The organism is Herbidospora daliensis (genome assembly GCF_001570585.1).
Taxonomy (GTDB): Bacteria; Actinomycetota; Actinomycetes; order Streptosporangiales; family Streptosporangiaceae; genus Herbidospora; species Herbidospora daliensis.
In genome coordinates this window covers 127,958-153,528 of sequence record NZ_BBXF01000001.1, presented here as the reverse complement: position 1 = coordinate 153,528, position 25,571 = coordinate 127,958, and the positions used below count along the sequence as shown (strand labels likewise).

23 protein-coding genes are annotated in these 25,571 nt (G+C 70.8%); 10 read left to right on the top strand and 13 right to left on the bottom strand.

Annotated elements, in window-relative coordinates:
- Nucleotides 1-13: 13 nt before the first annotated feature.
- The 5 genes from AW274_RS00660 to AW274_RS00640 form a co-directional block, all read right to left on the bottom strand.
- Complete coding sequence (locus AW274_RS00660; RefSeq protein WP_198168958.1) at nt 14-961, bottom strand: ABC transporter permease; 948 nt, start codon at nt 959-961, stop codon at nt 14-16.
- Nucleotides 958-2,427: a sugar ABC transporter ATP-binding protein gene (locus AW274_RS00655; protein WP_062428305.1), complete on the bottom strand. Its 1,470-nt coding sequence runs from the start codon at nt 2,425-2,427 to the stop codon at nt 958-960. Before AW274_RS00655 ends, AW274_RS00660 begins: the two co-directional genes overlap by 4 nt.
- A complete protein-coding gene (locus tag AW274_RS00650) occupies nt 2,424-3,812 on the bottom strand; it encodes an aldehyde dehydrogenase family protein (protein WP_062428304.1) in 1,389 nt (462 codons plus the stop codon). The genes AW274_RS00655 and AW274_RS00650 overlap by 4 nt, the downstream gene beginning before the upstream one ends.
- On the bottom strand, nt 3,809-4,591 hold the full coding sequence (locus AW274_RS00645) for an IclR family transcriptional regulator (protein ID WP_063813045.1): 783 nt from the start codon (nt 4,589-4,591) through the stop codon (nt 3,809-3,811). Before AW274_RS00645 ends, AW274_RS00650 begins: the two co-directional genes overlap by 4 nt.
- 207 nt (nt 4,592-4,798) lie before the next feature.
- Nucleotides 4,799-7,522, bottom strand: a complete 2,724-nt coding sequence (locus tag AW274_RS00640; protein ID WP_083973753.1) for a discoidin domain-containing protein — start codon at nt 7,520-7,522, stop codon at nt 4,799-4,801.
- Nucleotides 7,523-7,691: 169 nt separating this feature from the next.
- On the opposite strand from AW274_RS00640, the gene AW274_RS00635 reads away from it, so the two are divergent.
- The 4 genes from AW274_RS00635 to AW274_RS00620 all read left to right on the top strand — a co-directional run bounded on the left by AW274_RS00635 (nt 7,692) and on the right by AW274_RS00620 (nt 9,176).
- A complete protein-coding gene (locus AW274_RS00635) occupies nt 7,692-8,102 on the top strand; it encodes a RidA family protein (protein WP_062428301.1) in 411 nt (136 codons plus the stop codon).
- A gap of 70 nt (nt 8,103-8,172) precedes the next feature.
- Complete coding sequence (locus AW274_RS00630) at nt 8,173-8,748, top strand: hypothetical protein (RefSeq protein WP_157519692.1); 576 nt, start codon at nt 8,173-8,175, stop codon at nt 8,746-8,748.
- Nucleotides 8,749-8,765: 17 nt separating this feature from the next.
- Entirely contained in the window at nt 8,766-8,930 is a 165-nt protein-coding gene (rpmG, locus tag AW274_RS00625; RefSeq protein WP_062428299.1) for a 50S ribosomal protein L33, read from the top strand.
- Between the two features lie 3 nt (nt 8,931-8,933).
- Nucleotides 8,934-9,176 (top strand): type B 50S ribosomal protein L31, encoded by a 243-nt coding sequence (locus AW274_RS00620; RefSeq protein WP_062428298.1) that lies wholly within the window; start codon nt 8,934-8,936, stop codon nt 9,174-9,176.
- Here AW274_RS00620 and AW274_RS00615 read toward each other — a convergent pair.
- On the bottom strand, nt 9,164-9,553 hold the full coding sequence (locus AW274_RS00615) for a MerR family transcriptional regulator (protein WP_062428297.1): 390 nt from the start codon (nt 9,551-9,553) through the stop codon (nt 9,164-9,166). The two genes, AW274_RS00620 and AW274_RS00615, sit on opposite strands and share 13 nt — an antisense overlap.
- A 54-nt stretch (nt 9,554-9,607) precedes the next feature.
- On the opposite strand from AW274_RS00615, the gene AW274_RS00610 reads away from it, so the two are divergent.
- Together AW274_RS00610 and AW274_RS00605 are read left to right on the top strand one after the other, a co-directional pair.
- Complete coding sequence (locus AW274_RS00610; protein WP_232319919.1) at nt 9,608-10,513, top strand: zinc-binding dehydrogenase; 906 nt, start codon at nt 9,608-9,610, stop codon at nt 10,511-10,513.
- Entirely contained in the window at nt 10,510-10,824 is a 315-nt protein-coding gene (locus AW274_RS00605) for a gamma-glutamylcyclotransferase family protein (protein ID WP_062428295.1), read from the top strand. Before AW274_RS00610 ends, AW274_RS00605 begins: the two co-directional genes overlap by 4 nt.
- Here the strand turns inward: AW274_RS00605 and AW274_RS00600 are convergent.
- On the bottom strand, nt 10,794-11,810 hold the full coding sequence (locus AW274_RS00600) for a LacI family DNA-binding transcriptional regulator (protein ID WP_062428294.1): 1,017 nt from the start codon (nt 11,808-11,810) through the stop codon (nt 10,794-10,796). The genes AW274_RS00605 and AW274_RS00600 overlap by 31 nt on opposite strands.
- Before the next feature lie 148 nt (nt 11,811-11,958).
- Here AW274_RS00600 and AW274_RS00595 point away from each other — a divergent pair, with 148 nt between their 5' ends.
- The 4 genes from AW274_RS00595 to rhaS are packed head-to-tail and all read left to right on the top strand — an operon-like array spanning nt 11,959 to nt 16,448.
- On the top strand, nt 11,959-13,428 hold the full coding sequence (locus AW274_RS00595; RefSeq protein ID WP_062428293.1) for a sugar ABC transporter ATP-binding protein: 1,470 nt from the start codon (nt 11,959-11,961) through the stop codon (nt 13,426-13,428).
- Complete coding sequence (locus AW274_RS00590) at nt 13,425-14,453, top strand: ABC transporter permease (RefSeq protein ID WP_062428292.1); 1,029 nt, start codon at nt 13,425-13,427, stop codon at nt 14,451-14,453. The genes AW274_RS00595 and AW274_RS00590 overlap by 4 nt, the downstream gene beginning before the upstream one ends.
- The gene (locus AW274_RS00585) at nt 14,443-15,384 is read left to right on the top strand and encodes an ABC transporter permease (protein WP_062428291.1); all 942 of its coding nucleotides are present in this window, start codon (nt 14,443-14,445) and stop codon (nt 15,382-15,384) included. Before AW274_RS00590 ends, AW274_RS00585 begins: the two co-directional genes overlap by 11 nt.
- A complete protein-coding gene (rhaS, locus tag AW274_RS00580; RefSeq protein WP_062428290.1) occupies nt 15,381-16,448 on the top strand; it encodes a rhamnose ABC transporter substrate-binding protein in 1,068 nt (355 codons plus the stop codon). Before AW274_RS00585 ends, rhaS begins: the two co-directional genes overlap by 4 nt.
- 48 nt (nt 16,449-16,496) lie before the next feature.
- Here the strand turns inward: rhaS and AW274_RS00575 are convergent, their stop codons facing one another.
- Genes AW274_RS00575 through AW274_RS00550 form a run of 6 tightly spaced genes read right to left on the bottom strand, consistent with a single transcriptional unit; the run spans nt 16,497 to nt 25,401 of the window.
- Nucleotides 16,497-20,000, bottom strand: coding sequence for a ThuA domain-containing protein (locus AW274_RS00575; protein ID WP_062428289.1), 3,504 nt, complete (start codon nt 19,998-20,000; stop codon nt 16,497-16,499).
- 28 nt (nt 20,001-20,028) lie between these two features.
- On the bottom strand, nt 20,029-20,862 hold the full coding sequence (locus tag AW274_RS00570) for a sugar phosphate isomerase/epimerase family protein (RefSeq protein ID WP_062428288.1): 834 nt from the start codon (nt 20,860-20,862) through the stop codon (nt 20,029-20,031).
- Nucleotides 20,863-22,077 carry a substrate-binding domain-containing protein gene (locus AW274_RS00565; protein WP_062428287.1) on the bottom strand — a complete coding sequence of 405 codons (1,215 nt, stop codon included), beginning with the start codon at nt 22,075-22,077 and terminating at the stop codon, nt 20,863-20,865.
- 11 nt (nt 22,078-22,088) lie between these two features.
- The gene (locus tag AW274_RS00560; protein ID WP_062428286.1) at nt 22,089-23,012 is read right to left on the bottom strand and encodes an ABC transporter permease; all 924 of its coding nucleotides are present in this window, start codon (nt 23,010-23,012) and stop codon (nt 22,089-22,091) included.
- A complete protein-coding gene (locus AW274_RS00555; RefSeq protein WP_062428285.1) occupies nt 23,009-23,962 on the bottom strand; it encodes an ABC transporter permease in 954 nt (317 codons plus the stop codon). Before AW274_RS00555 ends, AW274_RS00560 begins: the two co-directional genes overlap by 4 nt.
- A complete protein-coding gene (locus tag AW274_RS00550) occupies nt 23,959-25,401 on the bottom strand; it encodes a sugar ABC transporter ATP-binding protein (protein ID WP_232319918.1) in 1,443 nt (480 codons plus the stop codon). The genes AW274_RS00555 and AW274_RS00550 overlap by 4 nt, the downstream gene beginning before the upstream one ends.
- Nucleotides 25,402-25,571 lie beyond the last annotated feature (170 nt).

Here is a 25,571-nt window from a genome sequence, read left to right as displayed (position 1 = left end):
TTCTCCTGGGGGGTTACGCGCGCACGCGGTTGGTGCGCTGGGCGAGGATGACGGCGATGATGATCAACCCCTTGAGGACCTGCTGCCAGAAGCTCTGCACGCCGTACAGGTTCAGCAGGTTGTTGATCAGGACCAGGACGAGCACGCCGCCGAACGTGGCGCGGACGGAGCCCTTGCCGCCGGCGAGGCTGGCGCCGCCGATGACGCAGGCGGCAATGGCGTCGAGTTCGAACGCCACGCCCACGCTGGGCTGGGCGATGCCGACGCGGCTGGCCAGGATCACCCCGGCCAGCCCGGCGCACAGGCCGGAGATGGTGTACGCCAGCACGACGTGCCGCCGCACGTTGATGCCGGCCAGGCGGACGGTCTCGGCGTTGCCGCCGATCGCGATGATCGACCGCCCGGCCGGGGTGCGGGTGAGGAAGACGCCGCCGACGAGGAAGACGGCGAACATGATGAGCGTGGAGACGGGGATCGGCCCGGCCATGGCCGACCCGAGGGAGAAGAACGCCGGGTCCTCCGGCGCGATCGGCACCTCGGAGTAGACGAACGCCAGACCCCTGATGGTGGTCAGCGACGCGAGCGTCACCACGAACGGCGCGAGCCCGAACCGGGCCACCAGCACGCCGTTGACCAGGCCGAACCCGATGCCCGACACGACGCCGACGGCCATCGCGGCCGGGATGGGCAGGCTCGACACCATCCCGGCGGTCAGGATGCCGGAGAACGCCACCACCGACCCGACCGACAGGTCGATGCCGCCGGTGAGGATGACGACCAGCATCCCGTAGGCGAGCAGGCCGATGGTGACCATCTGCTTGAGCAGGTTGGTCAGGTTGGCCTGGGTGAGGAACGACTCGGTCGTCACCGCGGCCACGACCACCATCACCACGATGAGCAGCCCGAACGCCGCCGTGACGAGCAGGTCGCGGGAGATCTTGGGCAGCGCGTTCACGCTCACGCGGCCACCCCGATCGCGTGCGCGAGCACCTCGTCCTCGGTGGCGCCCTCGGAGCGCAGCTCACCGGCGAGGCGGCCCTCGCGCATGACCAGCACGCGGTCGGTGGCGCCGAGCACCTCGGTCAGGTCGGAGGAGATGAGCAGCACGGCCAGGCCCTCGCGGGCCAGCGCGTCGATCATCCGGTAGATGTCGACCCGGGTGGCCATGTCGACGCCCCGGGTCGGCTCGTCGAGGATGAGCACCCTCGGCTCGGCCAGCAGCCACTTGGCGAGCACGGCCTTCTGCTGGTTGCCGCCGCTGAGCGCGGCCACCGGCATGGTGGCGCACCGGGCGGGCTGGATGCTGAGCCGGTCGATCATCCCGGCGACCCTTTCCTTACGCCCCGGCATGTCGATCAGCGGGCCCTTCGTGCTGGCCCGCATGGTCGCCAGGGCGATGTTGTCGGTCACGGTCATGCCGCCCACGAGACCGGTGCGCTTCCGGTCTTCGGTGACGAACGCCAGACCGTGGGAGATGGCGTCGGCGGGGGAGCGGAAGGCCCCCGTTCCGGCGGCGGGGGGCTCGGCGCCGAACACGCACCGGGCCATCTCGCTGCGCCCGGAGCCGACGAGGCCGAACAGGCCGACGATCTCGCCGGACCGCAGCTCGAAGGAGACGTCGGCGAACTCGCCCGGCCGCGACAGGCCGCTGACCGACAGCCGGGCCTCGCCCGCCTCCGGCCGCCTGTCGGGATAGATCTGTTCGAGCCGCCGCCCGGCCATCAGCCGGATCAGCTCGTCCTCCGAGGTGCGGGCGGGCTCGGTCGTCTCGATGATCACGCCGTCCTTGATGACGACGATCGAGTCGGCCAGCTCCATGACCTCGGCGAGGCGGTGGGAGACGTACACGACCAGGACCCCGCGCGCCTTCAGCCGCCGGATCAGGTCGAACAGCGCGTCGAGGTCGCTGCCGGCCAGGACCGCCGAGGGCTCGTCCAGGACCAGCACCCTGACCTCGCCGGCCAGCGCCTTGGCGATCTCCACCATCTGCTGGCGGGCGACGGTGAGGCGGCCGGCGATCGTGCGCGGCTCGATGGCGCCGAATCCGGCGGCGTCGAGCAGTTCCTTGGCCTTGCGGTGCGCGGCGGGCCAGTCGATCAGGCCCGACCTGCGCTTCGGGAACTGGCCCATCAGCAGGTTCTCGGTGACCGACAGGCCCGGCACGATCGACAGCTCCTGGTAGACCGTGCGGATGCCGCGCTCGTGCGCGTCGTGCGGCGAGCGCAGGTGCACGACCTCGCCGTCGACGCGCATCTCGCCGGAGGACATCGCGTGCGCCCCGGAGAAGATCCGGATCAGGGTCGACTTGCCCGCGCCGTTGGCCCCGACGACGGCGAGGACCTCGCCGTCGCGCCCGACGAGGTCGACGCCGTGGAGCACCTCCACGTCGCCGTAGCTCTTCCGGACGTCCCGGAGCTCAAGGCTCATCCGAACGCCTCCATGACCAGGACGGTCTTCTGGCGGGTGAAGTCGAGCACGGTCTCGTGCAGGCCCTCGCGATAGCCGCCGGTGTCCTTGGTGCCGCCGAACGGCAGGTTCTCGGCCCGGATCGCGGTCGACCCGTTGACGATCACGCCGCCGACGTCGAGCAGCTTGGCCAGGGTGAACGCGCGCGACACGTCGCGGGTGAACACCGAGGCGTGCAGCCCGTAGGGGGAGTCGGAGACCAGCGCGGCGGCCTCGCGCGGGTCGGAGAACCGGGCGATCGGCGCGACCGGCCCGAAGATCTCCTCCGCGAACGTCGGGCTCTCGACCGGCACGTCGACGAGCACGACCGGGTCGACGAACGAGCCCCGGCGGCCGCCGCCGACGACCAGCCGCGCGCCCTCGCCGACGAGCCGGCCGACGGCCTTCTCGACCTCCTCCGCGGCCTGCTCGGTGATCAGCGGCCCGACGTCGGTGCCGTCGTCCAGCTGGTCGCCGACGACCAGCTTGGCCGCCTGGGCCGAGAGCTCGGCGACGAAGGCGTCGTGGACGCCGTCCTGGACGTACACCCGCTTGACCGCGCAGCAGATCTGGCCGTTGCCGCGGGCCAGCCGCCCGAGGGTGACGGCGGTGGCGGCGGCCTCGACGTCGGCGTCGTCGCAGACGATCATCGCGTCGTTGCCGCCGAGCTCCAGGAAGACCTTCTTCAGGGTGCCCGCGGCCAGCTTGGCGACGGCCCGGCCGGCGTTGGTGCTGCCGGTGAGCGTGATCGCGGCGACGCCCTTCGCCTCGGCCAGCGTGGTGGAGACCTCGACGCCGCCGGTGACGACCTGGTGGGCGAACGCGGGCGCGCCCGCCGCCTCGACCAGCTCCGCGACCCGGATCAGCGCCAGCGGGCACTTGGCCGGCGGCTGCACGACCACGGCGTTCCCGGCGGCCAGCGCGGCGGCGGCCTTGTGGGAGTACAACTCGACCGGGTAGTTGAACGGCACCAGCGCGGCCACCACGCCGAGCGGCTCGCGGATCGTCACCGCGAGGTGGCGCTCCATGCCGGGCACCGCGTCCATCGGGGTCTGCCGGCCGAACAACCGGGTCGCCTCGGCCGCGTAGCCGCGCCAGATCCGGATCGCGGCCTCGACCTCGCCCCGGCACTGCGTCAACGGCTTGCCGTTCTCACTCGCCAGCAGGCCGGCCAGCGACTCGGTCTCACCCTCGATCAGGTCGGCCACCCGGCGTAACAGGGCCGCCCGTTCGTGACCCGGCATGGCCGCCATCGCGCGCTGCCCCTTCTGCGCGTCCGCGATGACGGCCACGACTGCGTCGGCGCTCAGGTCGGGCACCTCGCCGAGAGGCTCACCGGTCCCCGGGTTCCGCACCAGGATGCTCATGCACTGCTCCTTCGATAGGGGGTTCGCCCGCCGATCCGCTTGCTGATGTCGGCGGCCATCGCACGGGCCTTGGGGGCGAGGCGGTGGCAGTCGTCGCGGCTGAACCGCGCGGCCGGGGCCGACACGCTGAACGCGCCGACCGGCTCGCCGGAGGCGTTCATGATCGCCAGCCCGACGCAGCGCACCCCTTCCTCGTTCTCCTCGTCGTCGATCGCGAAGCCCTGGTCCCGCACCACGCCCAGCTCGGCGAGCAGGGCGTTCCCGGTGAGGGTCTTGGGTGTACGCACCTCCAGCGGCCCCGAGAGGATCTCGTCGCGCCGGGCCGCGCCGAGCAGGGCGAGCATCGCCTTGCCCATGGCGGTGCAGTGGAGCGGCGCCCGCTTCCCGATGTGCGAGACGAGCCGGATCGACTTCGCGCTCTCGACCTTGTCGACGTACACGATCTGCTCGCCGACCAGCACCCCGAGGTGCACGGTCTCCCCGCTCAGCTCCACCAGTTCGGCCAGGTAGGGCCGGGCGGCGGCGCGCAGGCCGTCCTCGTCGAGGTACTGCCCGGCCAGCATGATCAGGGTGACCCCGAGCCGGTAGGACCCGGCCGCGTCGCGGTCGAGCACTCCGAGTTCGAGCAGGGACGTCACGTACCGGTGGGCGGTGCTGACGGCGATCCCGGCGCGGTTCGCGAGCGCGCCCAGCGTGATCCCGCCGCGCCCGGCGTCGGAGACGGCGTGCACCAGCTCGAAGGCTTTGTCGACGCTTGCTGATTTACGACCACTCTGCATTCGAGTTACTCGAATCTATTTTCATATTCTTGTAACATGCTTGCGAGAGTTGCATTGCCCTCAAGTCCTGTCAAGCCCTTGCTATTCGGGGCTTTTGTCGCGTATGCCGGTATTTGGTAGGGGGGTCGTCGTCTTCTTGCAAGATAGTTTGTCTTTTTTGCGCGCAGAAAAGGCCGGCCACACGTGGTGACCGGCCTTTCGGGTGATCTAGTTGGCTGTGATCGAGTAGGTCGCCCCCGCAACGGTGGAGAAAGTGATGACATCGTTGCTCACCGACGGCGACACCGACCCGCCGCCGACCCGGACGACGCTCACGCCGCGTCCCGGCCACGGGTTCTGCAGCCGCAGCTGCGCGCCCGCCGTGCTGGTGACGTCGACGTAGGCCGCCTGCCCGTTCTCCCGCGCCGACGAGACCACGAAGCCGTCCTTGGCGCGCAGCTTCACGAACGAGCCGTTCCTGCCCGACGGCCAGACCGGGAAGACCCGCATGATCCCGAGGTCGCTCTGCAGCAGCAGGCTGTTGATCGCCTCGACGGTGCCCGACTTCTCCAGGCCGTGGTGCGGGTCGGTCACCCGCAGGTTGGCCGCCGACCGGTTGGCGATCTGGGTCTTCAGCCGGTCGATGAGCGACTGGGCCGGGTAGCCGACCCGCGCCGCCTGGGTGAAGACCTTGGGGAAGGAGTTGTCCTGGCCCCAGGAGTTCATCGCGTCGAGGGTCTGGATCGCGACCTGGCGGTCGGCCGCCGGGCCGTTGATGCCCAGCGCCTCACCGGGGTGCACGAACTCCAGGTTGACGGTGTTGTCGCCGGGCCGGATGGCCCGCCCGTCGCTCAGGGTGCCGGGGTCGCCGAGCGCGAACACCTGCACGCCGTTGTACGTCGTCCGCGGGACCGGCGCGAGCCGGTTCAGCATGTCCTGCCAGGTGGCCCGGAGGCCCGAGTCGACGTTCAGCCGGGTGCTCGCGTCGATCGTGGTGGTCAGCAGCGTGCGCAGCATGCCCAGGTCGGCGCCGGAGTTGCGGGCCCAGGTGCCCTCGTGCGGGCCCGAGTAGAGGTTGAACCGGTTGTTCTCCAGCTGCAGCCAGTACTGGAAGAACGTGACGACCTCCTTCATGAAGGGATAACCCCGCTGCGAGAGCCACGTCTGGTCGCGGGTGTACTGCCAGTAGGCGACGTACTGGGTCGCGGTGAACAGGCTGTTGCCGACCTGCTGGTGGTAGTTGTCGTCGGCGGTCGAGCCGTTCGGCGCGATGCCGACCGGGAACAGCACCCCCGACGGCACCCCGCCGCCCGGGAAACGGCCGTTCACGTAGCCGGAGTTGACCCGGCTCAGGTCCTGCGTGGCCCGCCGGCGGGCCTCCGGCAGGTAGGCGCTGACCAGGTCGAACACCGGCAGGGCCAGCTCGGGGCGGTTGGAGGAGTAGACGCCGTAGAAGTTGGCGATCCAGTTGTAGTTCAGGTGCATGTCGCCGCCCCACAACGGATAGTCCGTCGTGGCCCAGATGCCGAACAGGCCCGGCGCGGTCTTCCCGGCGCGGCTGGCGGAGCCGATGAAGTACTGGGCGGCGTAGTAGTAGCGCTCCAGCACGTCGTCGTCGAGGTCGACGTAGGACTTCAGCCAGTACTGCTTCCACCATTCGAGGTGGGCGGCGTACTGCGTGTCGACGCTGGAGGCCGACTGCGCGTCGGCGAGGCCGCGCGCGGCCGGGGCCGGGTCGCTGGTGCTGGTGCCGCCGCCGGCGACGCCCGTGACGACGTTCACCACGCCGCCGGCCGGGATGGCGACGGTGATCTGGTTGTTCGCGACCGACTGGGTGCCGCCGATGACGCGGGTGGCGATGGCCGCGCGGGAGGTCCACTGGCCCGAGGAGGTCTGCCGGGCCGCCCAGATCGTGCCGCCCGAGGTGCCCGACGTGCTGGTGAAGCCCGACCGGCCGTTCTGGATCTGGGTGGTGTTCGAGACCCTGATCGTGGTGGCGGCGCTGGCCTGGATGCGGGTGACGACCAGGTTGTCGGTGGCGCCCACCCACGTCCGCATGGTCACGGGCGCGCCGCCGAGGCTCATCGTGGTGTCGACGTCGCCCTTGAGGATGTTCTGCTCCTCCAGGAACGAGGTGCTCCCGCCGCCGCTGCCGGTCCCGTTGTACAGCTCGAACTGGCCGATGCGCGCCCGGGGGTTGGTCGTGCTGTCGGAGGTGGTCCCCTGGGTGGGCTCGCTGATCACCAGCCGCACGTACCGGGCGGTGATCGTGCCGACGGTCCGGTCGGTCGTGGCGGCGGTGTTGGCGGTGACGGTGTCGCGGGTGGTCCAGCTGGAGTTGTTCTCGCTGGTCTGGAACGTCCAGCTCTTGGTGGTGTTGGCCGTCTCGTTGGGGCGGGCGGCGGCGTCGTGGCGCAGGACGTACCGGGTGAAGGTCTTGGCCGACCCCAGGTCGAGGGTGATGGTCTGCGGCTTGCCGATGGTGGAGACCCAGCCCTCGTAGCCGGAGCCCCAGCCGCCGTTGACGGCCCGGCTCGGCGGGAAGGAGGAGTGCGAACTGGACGCCGTCGCCGTCGACCCGAGCGCCAGGTTCGGCGACCCGCTGCTGCTCACCGGGTTGATCGAGACCGACCCGAGCGCGACGAGCGACCGGTTGTTGCTGGCGGTCCAGAAGTCGCCCTTGGCGATCCGGAACGTCTTGAACCCGTCGCCGCCGCCCGAGACGACGCCGACGTCGCCGTTCCCGAGGAGCGCGGTGTCGGGCATCGTGTCGGTGACCGAGCCGGTGTAGGCCTGGTTGGTCCAGCGGCCCTTCACCGCCCCGACGAGCGACTGGACGGCGCTCCACTGCTGGTCGGCGGTGGGGGTGGCGGCCTGCGCCGGCGTCGCCGTGGACAGGCCGGCGAGCAGGGCGAGCGCGGTGGCCATGGCGAAGCCACGCGATCTGATCATGGAGATGCCTTTCCGTGGTGGCCCGGACGGCGGAAGTGGGATAACGTTATCCCGCACCGTAGATTGTTGCGGGGAGGTTTCAAAGAGCGCCGAAAGTCACAAATCGATAACGGCGACGCTTCGGAAATGGGGAGGCGGCGGGCGTCGGCCCGTGCCAGCATTGGGGCCCATGTCCAGCGCCGTCACTTTGATTCGGTCCGCTTCCCTGTCCGACGTGGCTCAGTACGCCTACGCGGCCACCGCGCCCGCCGGGTCGCGGCTCATCTTCCTCGCCGGGGCGTGCCCCCTGAACGACGACGGCTCGACGGCGGCGCCCGGCGACTACGCGGCCCAGGCGGCCAAGGCGATCGAGAACATGCAGACCGCCCTCGCCGACGCCGGCGCGTCGTTGCGGGACGTCATCAGCACGCGGGTGCTCGTCGCGTCCACCCTGCGGGAGGATCTGGTCACCGCCTGGCAGGTGGTCCGGGACACCTTCGGCGAGCACGACGTGCCGAGCACCCTGATGGGGGTCACCGTGCTCGGATACGAGGGCCAGCTCGTCGAGATCGAAGCCGTCGCCGCCGTGCTCGACTCCTGAGGAGGGCCGGCTGAGAGGATCATCAGCGTCTCTCAGGCCGGTCACAGGCGGTCGCGTGGATGCTACGGCCATGACGCTGACGACGGTTCCCCCGCCGCCCCGATGGGCGCGGGTGGCCGGAACGGTGGGCTGGGCGGCGCCCGTCCTCGGTTTCGTGCCGTTGCACATCCCCTGGATGCTCGGCATCCCCTTCCTCGCCAACGAGGCGAGCTTCGACGCCTGGTACCACGGGCGCGCCAACGGCACCGAGGGCTACCCGGAGGACGGCATCCTGGGCGTCCCCGCCGGCGCCCTCTACCTCGGGGTCCTGTCGCTGCTGGCCCTGCTGGGCGGGGTCCTGTCACTCGGGCTGATCAGCAGGTGGGGACTGGTCTACCCCGCGTGGGTCCCGGTGCTGGGCGGCCGCCGCGTCCACCCGTGGGTGCCGCTCACCCCGGCTGTCCTGGGCTCTCTCGTGCTGGTCGGCTACTCGCTCACGCTGCCGTTCCGGATCCCGCGGGCCGTCGCCGAGGCGAGCCCGGCCGACCCCTTCACGCTGACCGGGGCCTTCGTCGGGCTGCCGCTCTTCCTCGCCTGGACGGTCGCCCTCCCGCTCGCCGGGTGGTCCTACTACCGGCGGACAAGGGCGGGAATATCCGGCCATTGAAAACGGTTTTCGATCCCGTGAAGCGAAGTGAGCTCCGTCCGCTGGTCCGGCTGCGGTCCACCGCCGGTACCGGCGTGACCTATGTGACCAGGAAGAACCGCCGCAACGACCCCGACCGGATGGAGTTGCGCAAGTACGACCCCGTCATCCGGCAGCACGTGACCTTCCGAGAGGAGCGCTAGCGCATGAAGAAGGGCATCCACCCCGAGTACCGTCCCGTGGTCTTCCGCGACCCGAGCGCGGGCTTCGCGATCCTGACCCGGTCGACGGTGCGGTCGAACAAGACGGTGGAGTGGGAGGACGGTCAGACCTACCCGGTCGTCGACGTCGACGTCAGCTCCGCCAGCCACCCGTTCTACACGGGCAAGAACCGCGTGGTGGACTCGGCCGGGCGCGTCGAGCGCTTCCGCCGCCGCTACGCCAAGTGATCCCGGAGCCGGCCGCCCATGGCGGCCGGCTCTTCCGTTTCGCAGAGCTTCCCGCCGCCGGTGATCTCGCCGAGGACCTGCTCCAGGTGGCGGATCCGGCGCTGCGCCTCGGCGACGAGACTCTCCGCCAGGCGCATCCAGTCGCCGGGGGAGGGGGCCGGCGGGAGGTCGTCCAGGACCTCTTTGATCTCCGCCACCGACAGGCCGACCCGCTGGGCGACGCGGATGACCTTGGTCCGGCACACGTCGGACTCCCGGAAACGCCGCTGGTTGCCCGAGGTCCGCTCGGCCGCCAGCAGGCCGTGGGCCTCGTAGAAGCGGACCGCCGACGGGGCGACGCCGCTCGCGCGGGCCAGGTCTCCGACCGTGAGCGTCATCAGGGCCTCCCGAGGGTTGACTTCAACAAATGTTGAACTTCTAGTCTGCCGCACATGACGACACAAGTGGCGATGGTGACCCGGTTCGGCGGCCCCGACGTGCTGGAACTCGTGGAGACGGCCGACCCGGTCCCCGGCGACGGCGAGGCCCTGGTCGACGTGGAGGTCTCCGACACCCTCCTCCTGGAGACCGTGGTCCGGTCGGGGCTGGGACGCGACTTCTGGCCGATCCGGCCGCCGTACGTCCCCGGCGGTGGAGTGGCCGGCACCGACCCGCACGGCCGGAGGGTGGCCGGGTACACGGACGGCTACGGCGGTTACGCCTCCAAAGCGGCGGCCGTCTCGGTGGTGGCGATCCCCGACGGCGTCACGACGCCCGACGCCGCCGCCCTGCTGCACGACGCCACGACCGCGCTCGCGCTGTTCGAGGCGACCGGGATCGGCCCCTCGGACACCGTGCTCGTGGTGGGGGCCAGTGGCGGGCTCGGGGTGCTGGAGATCCAGCTCGCGCGGGCCCGGGGGGCGACGGTCATCGCGGTCGCGCGGGCCGCCAAGCTGCCACTGCTCGACGGGCTCGGCGCCGACCTGCTCGTCGACGCGGCCGACCCCGAGTGGCCGCGCGCCGACGTCGTGCTCGACAACGTCGGCGGCGCGCTCGGCGCCCGCGCGGTCCCCCTGGTCGAGCCCGGCGGCCGGTTCTCCGCCCACGGCGCCGCCGGGGGCGCCTTCACAACGGTCGGGCGCGGCGACGTCACCGCGACCGGCATCGAGGTCGCGCAACTGTCGAAGGACGACCGGGTCCGCCACCTCACCGAGGCGCTGCGGCTGACGGCGGAAGGCGTGCTCAAGCCCGTCATCGGGCAGACGTTCCCGCTGGCCGGCGCGGCGGCGGCGCACGCCGCCATGGAGGGCCGGGCGGTCGTCGGCAAGACGCTGCTCACTGGCACACTGGGCGGGTGATCTTTCTGTTCTCCTACGGCACCCTCCAGCTCGAACGGGTGCAGCTCGCCCAGTTCGGCCGCCGCCTGGAAGGTCGCCCCGACGCGCTGCCGAACCACCGCCTGACCACGATCACGCTCACCGGCGGCACGTTCCCCATCGTGCGGCGCTCGCCCGGTGAAGAGGTGCTGGGCGTCATCTACCAGCTCAGCGCCGAGGAACTGGCCGCCGCCGACGCCTACGAGGGCGTCGAGTACGCCCGCCGCCTCGTCACCCTCAAGTCGGGGATCTCCGCATGGGTCTACCTGTCGAACGAGGCCCTGCCCGCCTGACCCTGGGTCGACTCGCGCACCACCAGTTCGGGCTGGAACATGATCTGCTGGTGGGCGTGGGTGGCCGGGTTGTCGCACTCGTCGAGCAGCAGTTCGGTCGCCACCCGGCCGAGCTGGTGGGTGGGCTGGCGGATCGAGGTCAGCGACACCGCCGAGGCCGCCGCGAAGTCGATGTCGTCGTAGCCGATCACCGCGACGTCGCCCGGCACCCGGACCCCCGCGTGGGTGAGGCCGCGCATCAGGCCGAGCGCGAGCAGGTCGTTGGCGCAGAACACGGCGTCGGGCAGGTCGCCCTCGGAGAGCAGCTTCTCGGCCGCCTGCTGACCGGCGCGGGGGGTCATCGCGGCCATCTCGATCACCGGCAGCGGGCGGCCGTAGGCGCGTTCGGCGCCCGCCCTGCGGTCGAGGCACTGGCGGATGGTGAGCGGGCCCGTGACGTACACGATCGACTTCGCGCCGGTGTCGGTCAGGTGGCGCACCGCCGTCATGCCCCCGCCGATGTCGTTGACCGCGACCGAGCACTGGTCGGGGCAGTGGGCCGGGTGGTCGACCAGGACGACCGCGATGCCCCGCGCGCGCAGCCGGTCGAGCCGATCGAGGTCCTCGTCGGAGGGGGTGATCAGCACCCCGCGCACCCGCTGTTCGGCCAGCACGAGCAGGTTGCGCTCCTCCTTGGCCCGGGACCCGGCCGAGTTGCTCAGGATGACGGCGTAGCCGAGGTCGCTGGCGACCTCCTCGACCCCGGCCGTGACGTCGGTGAAGAACGGGTTGCCGATGTCGATCACCGACAGGCCGATGGTCTTGCTGTGCCCGGCCCGCAGCGTGGACGCCGACCCGTGGCGCACGAACCCCAGCTCACGGACCGCCGCCTCGACCTTCGCGCGGGTCGCGGGCGACACCTTCTCCGGCCGGTTGAGCACGTTGGACACGGTGCCGGGCGAGACGCCGGCTCGGGCGGCGACATCCCTGATCCCCACGTCGCTCATGGACGTTGATTAAAACGTAATAAGCGCCAAGAGGCAACGTGAGCGCTTCTATTATGCGCAATACCCCGGAAATCCGCTATTGACGCCGCAGTAACGCTCATCTACTGTCCGGTCAAATTTGAAACGTTTTTCTGGACCGGGAGGTCGCATGCTCGCGCTGCGGGAGGTGAGCAAGTCCTTCGGCGCCGTCCGCGCCCTGCGCGAGGTGTCCCTCGACCTGGCCCCCGGCGAGGCGCACGCCCTGGCCGGGGAGAACGGGGCGGGCAAGTCGACCCTCGTCAAGATCCTCTCCGGGGTGCACCGCCCCGACGGGGGCACCCTGCTCCTCGACGGCGCTCCGGTCGAGTTCCACGGCCCCGCCGACGCCCAGGCGGCCGGGGTGGCCGTCATCTACCAAGAGCCCACGCTCTTCCCCGACCTGTCGGTCGCCGAGAACATCTTCATGGGCCGCCATCCCCGCCGCTCGTTCGGGCGCGTCGACCGGCGGGCGATGCGCACCCGCGCCCTCGACCTGTTCGCCCGGCTCGGCGTGCCCCTCGACCCCGCCCGGCCCGCGCGCGGCCTGTCGATCGCCGACCAGCAGCTCGTCGAGATCGCCAAGGCGCTGTCGCGGGACGCCCGCGTCCTGGTCATGGACGAACCGACCGCCGCCCTCTCGGGCCCCGAGGTGGCGCGCCTGTTCGGGGTGGCCCGCTCGCTGCGCGACCAGGGGTGCGCGGTGCTGTTCGTGTCGCACCGCCTCGACGAGATGTTCGCGTTGTGCCGCCGGGTGACGACCCTGCGGGACGGCGCCGTCGTCGCCACCGACCTGCTCGCCGACCTCACCCCCGACGACCTGGTCCGGCGCATGGTCGGCCGCGACCTGGCGGCGCTGTTCCCGAAACAGCCCGCCGCACCCGGCGAGGTGGCGCTGAAGGTCGAGCGGCTGACCCGCGAGGGCGTCTTCACCGACGTCTCCTTCGAGGTCCGCGCGGGCGAGATCGCCGCGCTGGCCGGGCTGGTCGGCGCGGGCCGCAGCGAGGTCGCCCGCGCGGTGTTCGGCGTCGACCGCCGGGACGCCGGCTCCGTCCACGTCGGCGGACGCCGATTACGCGGCGGCAGCCCCACCGAGGCCATGGCCGCCGGGGTGGCGCTGGTCCCGGAGGACCGGCGGCAGCAGGGCCTCGTGATGGACCTGTCGATCGAGCGCAACATCGGCCTGACGAACCTGAGATGGGGCCTGCTCTCCCGCGCCGCCGAACGCGCCCGCGCGGCCGACTGGGCGATCCGCCTCCAGGTGAAGTACGCCGGCCTCACCGACGCCGTCACGGTCCTGTCGGGCGGCAACCAGCAGAAGGTGGTGCTGGCCAAGTGGCTGGCCCGCCGGCCCCGCGTGCTGATCGTCGACGAACCCACCCGCGGCATCGACGTCGGCACCAAGGCCGAGGTCCACCGCCTGCTGTCGGAACTGGCGGCCGAGGGCCTGGCGGTCCTGATGATCTCCTCGGAGCTGCCCGAGGTGCTCGGCATGGCCGACCGGGTGCTCGTCATGCACGAGGGACGGCTCGTCGCCGACCTGCCTCGCGCGGAGGCGTCGGAGGAACGTGTGGTGGCCGCCGCGACCGGGAGGCCCGCGTGACCGCCGCGACCGCCGCGACCGCCGCGACCTCCGGCGGCCTCGCCGAGCGCGTCGCCCGGGTCAGGGAACTCGGCATCGTCGTCGCGCTGGTCGTGCTGTTCGGCGTCACCGGGGCCGTCAACCCCGCCTTCCTCTCCCCGTCGGGGCTGCGCGACATCCTGCTCAACTCGGCCGTCATCGCCACCCTCGCCGTCGGCCAGACGCTCGTGGTCGTCACCCGGAACGTCGACCTGTCGGTCAGCTCGGTCGTCGGGATCAGCGCCTTCGGGGGCGCGCTGGTCCTGGCCGACCACCCCGGGGTGCCGATCCCGCTGGTCGTCGCCGGGTGCGTGCTCCTCGGCGCGGCGTGCGGCGTGGTCAACGGCCTGCTCGTCGGGGTCGCCCGGGTCCCCGCGCTGGTCGCCACCCTCGGCACCCTCTACGCCGTCAGGGGCGTCGACCACGCCTGGGCGGGCGGCCGCCAGGTCAACGCCGCCGACCTGCCGCCGGGATTCCTGCGCCTCGGCTCGGCCGACGTGCTCGGCGTGCCGCTGCCGGTGCTGGTCGCGCTCACGGTGCTGCTCGCCGCCGGGTGGGCGCTGCGCAACCTGCCGCAGGGCCGCGAGCTCTACGCCATCGGCTCCAGCCCCGAGGCCGCCGTGCTGGCCGGCATCCCGGTGCGCCGGCGCGTCGTGTCGGCGTTCACGGCCTGCGGGGCGCTGGCCGGGCTCGCCGGGGTCATGTGGGCGGCCCGGTTCGGCACCGTCGACGCCACGGTCGCCACCGGCAAGGAACTCGACGTCATCGCCGCCGTGGTCGTCGGCGGGGTCGCCATCTTCGGCGGGTCGGGCACCGTCTACGGCGCCGCGCTCGGCGCGCTGCTGCTGTCGGGCATCACCAGCGCCCTGGCCGTCCTGCGGGTCGACGCGCTCGCGCAGACCGCCGTCAACGGCGCGCTGATCCTGGCCGCCATCATGCTCGACCGCCTGCTCGCGCTGCGGGTCGCGCGGGCCCTGAGGAGACGGAGGCTCCGCGATGCGCGCTGACCGCTGGGAGACCCTCGTCGTCGCCCTGCTCGCCGCCGCCACCGTCGCCGCCTCGTTCGGCGTCGACGGCTTCGCCAACGGCTCCAACGTCGCCTTCCTGCTCCTGGACGTCACCGAGATCGCCCTCATGGCGCTGACGATGACCCTGGTGGTCGTCGCCGCCGAGATCGACCTTTCGGTCGCGTCCACGCTGGGGCTCTGCTGCGCGGTGCTCGGGCGGCTCTGGACCGCCGGCCTCCCCATCGAGACGATCATGCCGATCTGCCTCGTCACCGGCGCGCTCGCGGGCGCGCTGAACGGGCTCCTCGTCACCCGGCTCGGGCTGCCCTCGCTGGCCGTCACCATCGGCACCTTCGCCCTCTACCGGGGGCTGGCCTACGTCGTCCTCGGCGACCAGGCGGTGGCCGACCTGCCGCCCGCGTACACGAGCCTGGCCACCCAGGCCATCGGGCCGATCCCGCTCATGACCCTGCTGGTCGCGGTGCTCGCCGTCGCCGCCGGGATCCTGCTGCACGCGACCGGCCTCGGCCGGGCGATCACCGCGCTGGGCGCCAACGAGGAGGCCGCCTACTTCGCCGGGATCCGGGTCAGGCGCATCAAGTTCTGGCTGTTCGTCGCGTCCGGGGCGATGGCCGGCCTGGCCTCGCTCGTGTTCACCTTCCGGTACGCCAGCGCCCGCGCCGACAACGGCGTCGGGCTGGAACTGGCCGTCGTGGCCGCCGTCCTGCTGGGCGGGGTGTCGATCTTCGGTGGACGCGGCACCCTCGCGGGCGTGGTCGCGGCCGTGCTGCTGCTGGCCGTCGTCCGCAACGCGCTCATCCTCGCCGACGTCGCCAACGAGGTCCTCAACGTCGTGACGGGCGTGCTGCTCGTCGCCTCGGTGCTCGCACCGAACCTGAAAGTCCGTCTGGAAAGGAAACCGGTCCAATGAAGCGTCCGATCGCCCTCCTGGCGGGGCTCGCGCTGCTGGCCACGGCCTGCGGCGGCACGACCAGGTCCGACGTGGCCGCCGAGCGCGGCGCGGCGCCGGCGACGTCGTCGGCCCCCGCCGCCGCCGACCCGAACGCCCCGATCAAACCCGGCCTGAAGATCGCCTTCCTGCCCAAGCAGGTCAACAACCCCTACTTCACCATCGCCGACCGCGACGGCGTCGCGGCCACCAAGGAGTTCGGCGGCGAGGGCAAGGAGGTCGGCCCGTCGGAGGCGAGCGCGTCGTCGCAGGTCTCCTACATCAACACGCTGATCCAGCAGCGGCAGGACGCCATCGTCATCTCCGCCAACGACCCCAACGCGGTCGTCCCGGCGCTCAAGCAGGCCATGGCGGCGGGCATCAAGGTGGTCTCCTACGACTCCGACACCGCCCCCGACGGCCGGCACGTCTTCGTCAACCAGGCCAGCGCGGAAGACCTCGGCCGCACCCAGGTCCAGCTGCTCGCCGATCAGATCGGCCACAAGGGCAAGATCGCCGTCCTGTCGGCCACCCCGAACGCGACCAACCAGAACACCTGGATCGAGTTCATGAAGGACGAGCTGACCAAGCCCGAGTACAAGGACATGGAGCTGGTGAAGGTCGCCTACGGCAACGACGACGACCAGAAGTCGTTCACCGAGACCCAGGGCCTGCTGCGCAGCTACCCCGACCTGGCCGGCATCATCTCCCCGACCACCGTCGGCATCGCCGCCGCCGCGCGCTACCTGTCCGACTCCGACTTCAAGGGGAAGGTCCGGCTCACCGGCCTGGGCACCCCCAACCAGCTGCGCGCCTTCGTCAAGGACGGCACCATCGAGGGCTTCGAGTTGTGGAACCCCGGCGACCTCGGCTACCTGGCCGGCTACGCCGCCGCCGCGCTGGCCTCCGGGCAGATCACGGGGGCCGAGGGGGAGAGGTTCAAGGCGGGCAAGCTCGGCGAGTACACGGTGGGCGCGGGCGGCGAGGTCCTGCTGGGCAAGCCGACCGTGTTCGACGCCGGCAACATCGACGACTTCGACTTCTGACAGCCGGGAACCGGCCCCCGGACGAGCTCCGGGGGCCGGCCGGTCACGCTAGCTGATCCGCGTCAGCGACCACTGCTGGTTGCTGGACGAGGAACAGGTGTTCTGCCGGAGCTGCGACAGGTTGGCGCTGTCGGGGACTTCGATGCACAGGTTGCTGTGCCCCGCCTGAATGCGATAGTTCGACCCTTGTGCGGTGAACACGTAGGACTGGTTCGCGTTCGTGTGACAGGTCCACTGCACCAGCACCCCGCCCGTGGCGGTCGAGGCGCCCGACACGTCGATGCACTTGCTGGAGTGCACCGCCTGGAGCCGGAACGCGCCGTTGCCCGCGTTCACGAACTGGAACCGCTGGTTGTTCCCGCTGCCGACCGTCCACTGGACCGCCCTGGCGCCGTCGGCCGTCGACTGGCTCTCGATGTCGACCGCCTTGCCGGAACCGACGTTGACGATCTGGTAGACGCCGCCCGCGACCGGTCCCGTGTTCGGGGACCCGCTGCCGACGCCCTGACCCTGGAGGGTGAAGGAGTCGAGGTCGAACTGGTTGGCCGTCGAGTGCTTGAACACCAGGTAGAACGTCTGGCTGCCGCTCACCCCTGTCACGCTGCTGACGGCCGTCGAGGCGTAGGTGGTCCAGCCTCCCGTCGAGGGCACCGAGGTGGTCGAGAGCAGAGTTCCGGTCGGCGAGCCCGCCCGCAGTTCGATCGAACCGCCCGTGGAGATCGAGGACACCCGGTAGGAGATGCCGGTCACCCCCTGGGTCGCCATGGGCGAGAACGAGATCCAGTCGTTGTTGGAGATGTCGCCGACCCGGTTGCCGTCCTGGGCCGTCGAGTCGGCCACGACGCGGACCCCGGAGGAGTTCGCGAAGTGCTCGGCCTGCTTCAGCTTGGGCTGGAGGATCAGCTCCGCGCCCTTGCTCAGGCCGCCGCTGTCGGTGTAGGTGGCCGAGAGCACGTAGAACACGTTCTGCGTGGGATCGTGCCCCGACTGCTGGGTCGTGATGGTCGCCGAACAGCCGGTGCGCTGGTCGACGTCGTGGCTGTGCGTGTCGTGCCCCAGGGCGACGATGACCTGCACCCGCGAGCAGTCGATGGCCCCGTCCTCGGGGTCGCTGCCGGTGATCGTGTACGAGATCGTGTTCCCGAAGTCGAACGCGCCGCCGTTCGGTGGCGCGCTGAATTGGAGGGTCGGCGCCGTGTTGCCCACGACGATCGGCACGGTGGCAGTGCCGGTCTTGCCGCCGGCGTCCCGGACCGTCAGGCGCGCGGTGTAGTTGCCGTTGGAGCTGTAGGTGAAGCTCGGGTTGGCCGACGTCGAGTCGACCGAGCCGTTGTCGGTGAAGTCCCACGCGTAGGTGATCGCGTCACCGTCGGGGTCGGCCGAGCCCGACGAGGAGAACTGCACCGCCAGCGGCGCCTGACCGGAGGTCGGCGTACCGGACGCCTTCGCGATCGGAGCCCGGGAGCCGTTGATGTAGTCGATGCGGTAGACGCCGTCGTCGGTGTTGGTGCCGCCGAAGCCGCTACCCCAGTCGATCATGTACATCGCGCCGTCGGGGCCGAACTTCATGTCCATCGGCGACCGGAACTGCATCGACGACAGGAACCGGTTGACCTTCAGCAGGTTGCCCGAGTTGTCGAGACGCATCTCGGCGAGGTAGTTCCGGCTCCACTCGTAGAAGAACGGAGTGTCGTCGAAGTACCGCGGGAACTTGGTCTCCGAGGTGTTGTTCGGGTCGAAGTGGTAGAACGGGCCGCCCATCGGGGCCGCGCCGCCGGTGTTGCCCATCTCGGGCCAGGCGGTGTTGCCGCTGTAGGAGTACCAGACGTTCGCCGCGCGCACGGCCGGGAGCGTCTGGAGGCCGGTGTTGTTGGGCGAGGTGTTGGTCGGCGACGAGCAGTTGAACTGCGCGCCCGACTGGTTGGTGGAGAAGTTGAAGTCATTGTACGGGGTGTTGTTGCCGATGCAGTACGGCCAGCCGTAGAAGCCGGGCGACTTGATCAGGTTGTACTCGACGATGCCGGCCGGGCCGCGGCTGGAGTTGGCCGAACCCGCGTCGGGGCCGTAGTCGGCCATCGAGATCCAGCCGTTCTCCTTGTTCACCGAGAACCGGAACGGGTTCCGGAAGCCCATGGCGTAGATCTCCGGCCGGGTCTGCGAGGTGCCCGGCGCGAACATGTTGCCGCTCGGGATCGTGTACGTCCCGTTGGACTCGGGGTGGATACGCAGGATCTTGCCGCGCAGGTCGTTGGTGTTGGCCGCGGTGCGCTGCGCGTCGAAGTGGGCGCGGCCCGAGCGCTCGTCGATCGGCGCGTAGCCGGACGAGGCGTTCGGGTTCACGTCGTCGCCGACGCCGATGTACAGGTTGCCGCCCGGACCGAACGTCAGGTAACCGCCCGTGTGGCCCGGCTCGTCGATGCGCTCGGCCGGGATGGTGAGCAGCACCTGCTCGTTGCTCAGCGCGTTGGGCGCGTTCGCGGCGGTGTAGGTGAACCTCGACACCCGCACGATCGACTGGCTGCCGCTCGGCGAGTAGTAGAGGTAGATATACCGGTTCGACGCGAAGCTCGGGTCGAGGGCCATGCCGACCAGGCCGTCCTCACCGCCGGTGTAGACGCTGAGGGTGTGCGCGGTCGTGATCGCGCCGTTCGACGGGGCGATCGTCTTGAGCTGCCCGGCCCGGCTGATGTAGAAGACCGTCTTGTCGGGCGCGATGTCGAGTTCCATCGGCTGGTTGGGGGCCGAGTCGAGGGTCACCTTCTGGAAACGGTTCCAGACGGTGCCGCCGCAGTCGCCGGGCAGTTCGCCGCCGGCCCAGCGGATGCCGCCCAGCACGTGCTGCTGGAAGTAGGCCTCGCTGTAGGTCGAGGCGGTGTGCCCCATGGCGGTCGCCCAGACCTTGGCCGTGCCGACCTCACGGCACCACGAGATCGGGTGGTCGTGCCCCATGGCGCTGCCGCCGGGGGAGTAGGTGGTCTCGTCGGCCGTCACCAGGATGTGGGCGTCGCCGCGGATGCTGCGGTCGAAGTTGTACCACTCTTCCGTCCGCGTCCAGCGGTCAGGCAACCCGGACGTGGAGGGGTGGACGTCGTCGGCCACCTTGGCGGTGCCCTGCACGATGTTGGAGTGGGCCGGCATGTGCGCGCCGGCCTGGATCAGGTTGTCCCAGTAGGGGAAGGACGACTCGATCCCCATGTCGGTGGCGTTGTGGATGGCCACGATGCCGCCGCCGGCCTCGACCCAGCTCTGCAGGGCCTGGCGCTGGGAGTCGTTGTCCCAGACCATGCCGGAGTTCTGCAGCATGATGATCACGTCGAAGGTGGCCAGGTTGGACGTGGTGAACGAGCTGGAGTTGTTGCTCTGGACGACCTCGAAGTTGTTCGCGGCCGCCATGTTGTTGACCATCGTGACGCCCGCGGAGATCGAGTCGTGCACGTAGCCCGCGGTCTCGGTGAACAGCAGCGCCCGGAAGTTGGGCGCCGCCGCGGCCGGGGCTGGTAGCGCTAACAAAAGCAATAGGGGGGTCAGGAGGATGGTGAAGTACCTGCGCATGGCGCTCCCTGGGAGGGTGCGGGATGGTTCACAGGGCCCGGAGGAACGTGAGCCCGTCGGTTGCCAGGGCGTCCTGGCTCCGGGCCAGTGGCCGCCAGATGGAGGCGGCCGTGGCGATCGTGCGGTTCTCCGCGGTGAACGACTCGATCACGAGCGGTCCTGAGTAGCCGATGTCGGTCACCGCCTCGATGAAGGATTTCCAGTCGAAGTGGTCGTCTCCGGGCGCCCCCCTGTCCGTCCCGCACACCTGGATGTGCGCGACCCTCTCACCGGCGAGGCGGACCGCCTCGGCGGGACTCTTCTCCTCGATGTTCATGTGGTACGAGTCGAGCATGATCCCGCAGTTCTCCGGGATGGCCTCCAGGGCCTGCTCGATCGTGTTGACCAGACTGGTCTCGTACCGGTTCAGCGCCTCGACGCCGACCCGCACGCCGCGTTCGGCGGCGTAGTCGACGACGGGCGCGAGGTTCTCGCGCAGCTCCGCGTAGGCGGCCCGGCGCTCCTGCGCCGACAACAACCACGTGCGGCCGACCGACGAGTAGGCGGGGCCGCCGATCGCCGGAGCCCCGACCCTGACGGCCACGTCGACGACGTGCCGCAGGTAGTCCTGGGTCGCGCGGACCACATCGGCCGAGGCGGCCACGAGCTCGCGGCCCGGCGGCATCACCAGCGCCACCGACGCGCCCAGGCCGTGTTCGGCCAGCACGTCGGCGGCCCGGCCGGCGTCCCAGTCGCCGGGGTTCTCGACGGGGAGCTCGATCACGTCGAACCCCCAGCCGGCGACCCGGGGCGCGAGCGCCGCCAGGTCGCCGTCGGTCAGCGGCGACACCCAGACCCAGGTGTTGACGCCGATGGGGAACATCTACTTACCGCCCCACTTCCCGGGGAAGCCCGGCATGGACTCGCAGCCGCACAGCGCGTAGTGCAGCAGCGGCATGTTGGGCTGGAGGTAGGTGCCGAGGGAGTCCTGGGTGATCTTCGGCTGCGGGAGGTTCCACATCTTCGGCACCTCTTCGCCCTTGAGGATCTTCAGCGCCGCGATGATCGGGGTGCGCCACTGGTAGGTCGGGTAGGTCGGCGCGACGGCGGTCAGGTTGCCGTCCTTCCACTTCTGCAGGAAGTCCTGCTGGTCCTCGCCGACGAAGGCGGGAACCGGCACACCGGCGTCCTCGAACGCCTCGATGGCGGCCACGGCGGTCGCGCCCGCGTCCATCCACACGCCGTCGATGGTGCCGTGACGGGCGATGTAGTCGGACACGATGCTCTTGGTCTTGGCGGCGTCCCCGTCGGTGAACTCCACGCCGACCACCTGGAGCTGGGACTTGTCGAAGGCCACCTTGGCGGCCGACCAGCGGGTCTCCAGCACGTCGACGCCCGGGAGGATGCGCAGCGCCAGGATCTTGCCGCCGGCCGGCACCTTCTCGATGAGGAACTCGGCGCCGTCGGCGCCGAAGGCGTAGCCGCCGATGGGCTTGATGAAGGTGACCGGGCAGTCGGTCTCGACGCCGCGGTCGAAGACGATGACCGGGACCTCGGGACAGGCGCCCGTGACGGCCGGGGTCAGCGTCGCCGTGGTGTTCGGCGAGATGATCAGCGCGTCACAGCCCTTGGCCTGCAGGTCGGCGATGTCGGAGATCTGCTTGTCGTCCTTGCCCTCGGCGTCGAGGGCGGTGAACTCCTTGATCTCCTTGTGCAGGGCGACCTCCTCCTGCATGGTCGTCCAGCCGACCTGGCGCCACGGGTTGTTGACCGCGGCGTTGGAGAAGCACAGGTGGTAGGGCCCGTCCTTCTTGTACTTGGCCGTGTCGACCATCTGCGGCGCGATCGCCTGCTCCCACGGCTTGTCGGCCGGCCCTTCGGCCGTCTGCGACCGCATCGCGAGCTGGGTGTCGTAGTCGGCCTGGACGAAGAAGTCCGACTGCGCGCCGGTCCCGGCGGAGGCCGGGGCGGACGAGGCCGCCGCCGACGTCGCCGGAGCGGCGCTGGGGTCGGCGCTCGCCCCGGTCGGCGGCAGGTCACTGGCGCATCCCGCGGCCGCCAGGGCCAAGGCGGCGACCGCCACCAGTAAACGACGCATGCACGTACTCCTTACGCTTTCGAAGGGGATAACCGCAGGGCCGGGAGCCGCAGGCCCCCGACCGCCACGGCGGCAATGATGATCACTCCCTGCACGGCGTACTCCAGCGCGCCGGAGATGCCGTGCAGGTTGAGCAGGGTGAAGAGGGCTTCGAGGGTGAACGCCCCCGCGATGGCGGCGATCACGTGACCGCGCCCGCCGCCGAGCACGACCCCGCCGAGTACGACGGCGGTGATCGCCTGGAACTCCAGACTCTGGCCGACCTGCGCCGAGACCCCGGCGAACCCGCCGAGCAGGATCCCGGCGATCGCGGCCGAGAGCCCCGAGAGCACGAACGCGAACACCCGGACCCGGTCGACCCGGACGCCGCTCAGCCGCGCGGCCTTCTCGTTGTCGCCGGCGGCCACCAGGGTGCGCCCGAAGTCGGCCCGCATCAGCAGCACGGCCGCCACCACGACCACGACGAGGATCGCGACCGCCCAGACGCCCTCGCGGCCGAACACCCGGAACCCCTGCGACAGGGCGCCGCGCGGCGCGCCGCCCGTCCACAGGAAGACCGCGCCCGACAGGATGAGCATCGCGCCGAGCGTGGTGATGAACGAGGGCACCCGCAGCTTGGTGGTGACCAGGCCGTTGACCAGGCCGACCAGCAGCCCGATCACGACGAGCAGGATCAGCACCGGCCAGGTCATCGCCTCGTCGCCGTCGATCAGCCGGGCCGCGACCACGACCTCGACGGTGACCAGCGAGCCGACCGACAGGTCGAACTCCCCGGAGACGATCACGAAGTACTGCCCGGCGGCCAGGATGGCCAGCGGCGCGACCCGCTTGAGGAAGGCCAGGAACCCGGCCGGTTCGAGGAAGAAGGGGTTGGCGGCCGCGATGGCCACCAGCAGCCCCGCCAGCACGACGAAGATCGGGATGGCCCGTTTCACGACGCCCTCCTGCCGGTCCGGCGGGCGTAGACGGCGACCGCGACGACGATGACGACGCCGCGCACGACGTCCTTGAAGAACGAGTTCACCTCGAGCTGGTTGAAGACGCTGTCGAGCACCGCCAGCAGCAGCACGCCGCCGACGGTCCCGGCGACCCCGCCCCGGCCGCCCGCCAGCGCGGTGCCGCCCAGGACGACCGCGGCGATCGACTCCAGGTCGTAGCCGCCGTCGGTGCCGACCGTGGGGGCGCCGGCGCCGAGCCGGCTGGCCAGCAGCAGCCCGGCCACGCCCGCGCAGAGCGAGCACAACACGTGCGCCGCGATCACCACCCGGTCGGTGCGCACCCCGGACAGCCGGGCCACCTCGACGTCGCCGCCGACGGCGTAGACGCGGTGCCCGAACCGGGTGCGCCGCAGCAGGAACCAGACCCCGAACGCGACCGCGGCCCACAGGATCGCGGCGACCGGGATCGGCCCGATCCGGGCGTAGCCGAGTTGCTGGAAGTCGACCGGCACCCGCCCGGCGGGCCCGTCGTAGAGGTGGTCGAGCACGCCCCGGATCACCAGGGCGACGCCGAGGGTGGCGATGAAGGCGTGCACCTTCAGCTTGGTGATGACGACCCCGTTGACCAGCCCGACCAGCGCGCTCACCCCGAGCGCGACGATCACGGCGGTCAGGATGTTGGACGACTGCCCGGCCATCGTCTCGGCCGCGACCAGCGAGACCAGGGAGATGAGGTAGGCCACCGACAGGTCGAGCGACCCGGCCAGGATGGCCAGCGTCTGGCCGACCGCGACGATGCCCAGGGCGGCCGAGCGCTGCTGGATGCCGACGAGGTCGTTGAGGGTGAAGGTGCCGCCGTCGAAGGCGACCAGGGCCCAGCCGACGGCGAGGGTGGCGATGAGGGCGGCGTACACCGCCCGGGTGGGGTTGGCGACCAGGGCGATCACGCGGCGGCCCCGTCCGCGGCGGCCAGCGCCATGACCGACTCCTCGGTCGAGCCGCCGGGCAGTTGCCCGGCCACCCGTCCGTCGCGGAGCACCACGATGCGGTCGCTCATGCCGATGAGCTCGGGTAACTCCGAGGAGATCATCAGGATCGCGGTGCCGGAGTCGGCGAGCTCGCGCATCAGGTCGTGGATGGCGGCCTTCGCGCCGACGTCGACGCCGCGGGTGGGCTCGTCGAACAGCAAAACCTTGGGGGAGACGGTCAGCCATTTGGCCAGCACGACCTTCTGCTGGTTCCCCCCGGACAGGTACTTCACCTCGGTCTCCTGACGGGGTGGTGCGAGTTTCACGCGCTGGAGCAGGTCGGAGACCGTGGCGCGGGATCGGTGGCCGATGGCGCGGGCGACCAGGAGGGCGTTGTCGCGCACCGACTGGTTGAGGGCCAGCCCTTCGGCCTTGCGGTCTTCGGTGACCAGCCCGATCCCGGCGGCGACGCCGGCGCGGACGTTGCCGGGCCGGGCGGGCGTCATCTCGCCCCGGGTGAACGGCTCGGCCCCGAAGATGGCCTTGACCAGGGACGAGCGGCCCGACCCCTGCAGGCCCGCGACGCCGACGATCTCGCCGGCGCGCAGGTCGAGGTCGATGCCGTCGAGCTTGCCGTTGCCGCCGTTCCGCACGGTCAGCAGCACCTCGCCGACGGCCGACTCCTCGGCCCTGGGCGGGAAGTAGGCGTCGAGCTCGCGGCCGACCATCATCTTCACCAGCTCGCCGGTGGTGACGTCCGCGGCCGGCACGGTCGCCACGTGGGCGCCGTCCTTGAGGACCGTCACGCGGTCGGCGAGGTCGAACACCTCGCGGAGCCGGTGGGAGATGTAGAGGACCGCGATGCCGCGTCCCTGCAGGCGCCGGATCAGCCGGTAGAGCAGCTCGACCTCGTGCTCGGCGAGGGCGGCGGTGGGTTCGTCCATGACGACGATCCGGGCGTCCACGCTGAGGGCCTTGACGATCTCGACGACCTGCTGCTGGGCCACCGAGAGGTCCTTGACCAGGTGGCGCGGGCCGAAGGAGTGCTCGTCGAGCTCGTCGAGCAGCCGGGAGGTGGCCTCGTCCATCGCGGCCCGGTCGACCAGCCCGCGCCGGGTGGGCTCGCGGCCGAGGAAGACGTTGTCGGCCACGCTGCGCTCGGGCAGCAGGTTGAACTCCTGGTAGATGATCGCGACCCCGGCGCGCTGCGCCTCGACGGGGTGGGCGAACGACCGGGTCTGACCGCCGATCTCGACAGTGCCCTCGTCGGGCTGGTGCACCCCGGCGAGGATCTTCATCAAGGTGGATTTGCCGGCGCCGTTCTCACCGACGACGGCGTGCACCTCTCCGGCCGTCGCCGACAGGTCGATCCCGCGTAGGACGCGGATCCCCAGAAAACTCTTGCCGATGCCGGTCATACGCAGGATGACCTGCGCTGACTCAGCTGGTTTCTGGTTTGTGTCCTCCATATTGCCGGATGTTAAGCGGGACTTTTGACGGCCGCAAGGCAAAAGTCCGCAGGTGAATAACCAAATTACGGGTGCTTTCGAGTGCAATCCGGCGCGTGGTGTGCGCTTCTGTCGGACTT

Bases quoted from the DNA above. Each gene is read 5' to 3' on its own strand.
- AW274_RS00565 (WP_062428287.1), bottom strand. From the start codon at position 22,077: ATGCGTCGTTTACTGGTGGCGGTCGCCGCCTTGGCCCTGGCGGCCGCG.
- AW274_RS00585 (WP_062428291.1), top strand. From the start codon at position 14,443: ATGCGCGCTGACCGCTGGGAGACCCTCGTCGTCGCCCTGCTCGCCGCC.
- AW274_RS00550 (WP_232319918.1), bottom strand. From the start codon at position 25,401: ATGACCGGCATCGGCAAGAGTTTTCTGGGGATCCGCGTCCTACGCGGG.
- rhaS (WP_062428290.1), top strand. From the start codon at position 15,381: ATGAAGCGTCCGATCGCCCTCCTGGCGGGGCTCGCGCTGCTGGCCACG.
- AW274_RS00575 (WP_062428289.1), bottom strand. From the start codon at position 20,000: ATGCGCAGGTACTTCACCATCCTCCTGACCCCCCTATTGCTTTTGTTA.
- AW274_RS00640 (WP_083973753.1), bottom strand. From the start codon at position 7,522: ATGATCAGATCGCGTGGCTTCGCCATGGCCACCGCGCTCGCCCTGCTC.
- AW274_RS00630 (WP_157519692.1), top strand. From the start codon at position 8,173: ATGACGCTGACGACGGTTCCCCCGCCGCCCCGATGGGCGCGGGTGGCC.
- AW274_RS00610 (WP_232319919.1), top strand. From the start codon at position 9,608: ATGACGACACAAGTGGCGATGGTGACCCGGTTCGGCGGCCCCGACGTG.
- AW274_RS00645 (WP_063813045.1), bottom strand. From the start codon at position 4,591: ATGCAGAGTGGTCGTAAATCAGCAAGCGTCGACAAAGCCTTCGAGCTG.
- AW274_RS00635 (WP_062428301.1), top strand. From the start codon at position 7,692: ATGTCCAGCGCCGTCACTTTGATTCGGTCCGCTTCCCTGTCCGACGTG.
- AW274_RS00600 (WP_062428294.1), bottom strand. From the start codon at position 11,810: ATGAGCGACGTGGGGATCAGGGATGTCGCCGCCCGAGCCGGCGTCTCG.
- AW274_RS00620 (WP_062428298.1), top strand. From the start codon at position 8,934: ATGAAGAAGGGCATCCACCCCGAGTACCGTCCCGTGGTCTTCCGCGAC.
- AW274_RS00655 (WP_062428305.1), bottom strand. From the start codon at position 2,427: ATGAGCCTTGAGCTCCGGGACGTCCGGAAGAGCTACGGCGACGTGGAG.
- AW274_RS00650 (WP_062428304.1), bottom strand. From the start codon at position 3,812: ATGAGCATCCTGGTGCGGAACCCGGGGACCGGTGAGCCTCTCGGCGAG.
- AW274_RS00570 (WP_062428288.1), bottom strand. From the start codon at position 20,862: ATGTTCCCCATCGGCGTCAACACCTGGGTCTGGGTGTCGCCGCTGACC.
- AW274_RS00615 (WP_062428297.1), bottom strand. From the start codon at position 9,553: ATGACGCTCACGGTCGGAGACCTGGCCCGCGCGAGCGGCGTCGCCCCG.
- AW274_RS00595 (WP_062428293.1), top strand. From the start codon at position 11,959: ATGCTCGCGCTGCGGGAGGTGAGCAAGTCCTTCGGCGCCGTCCGCGCC.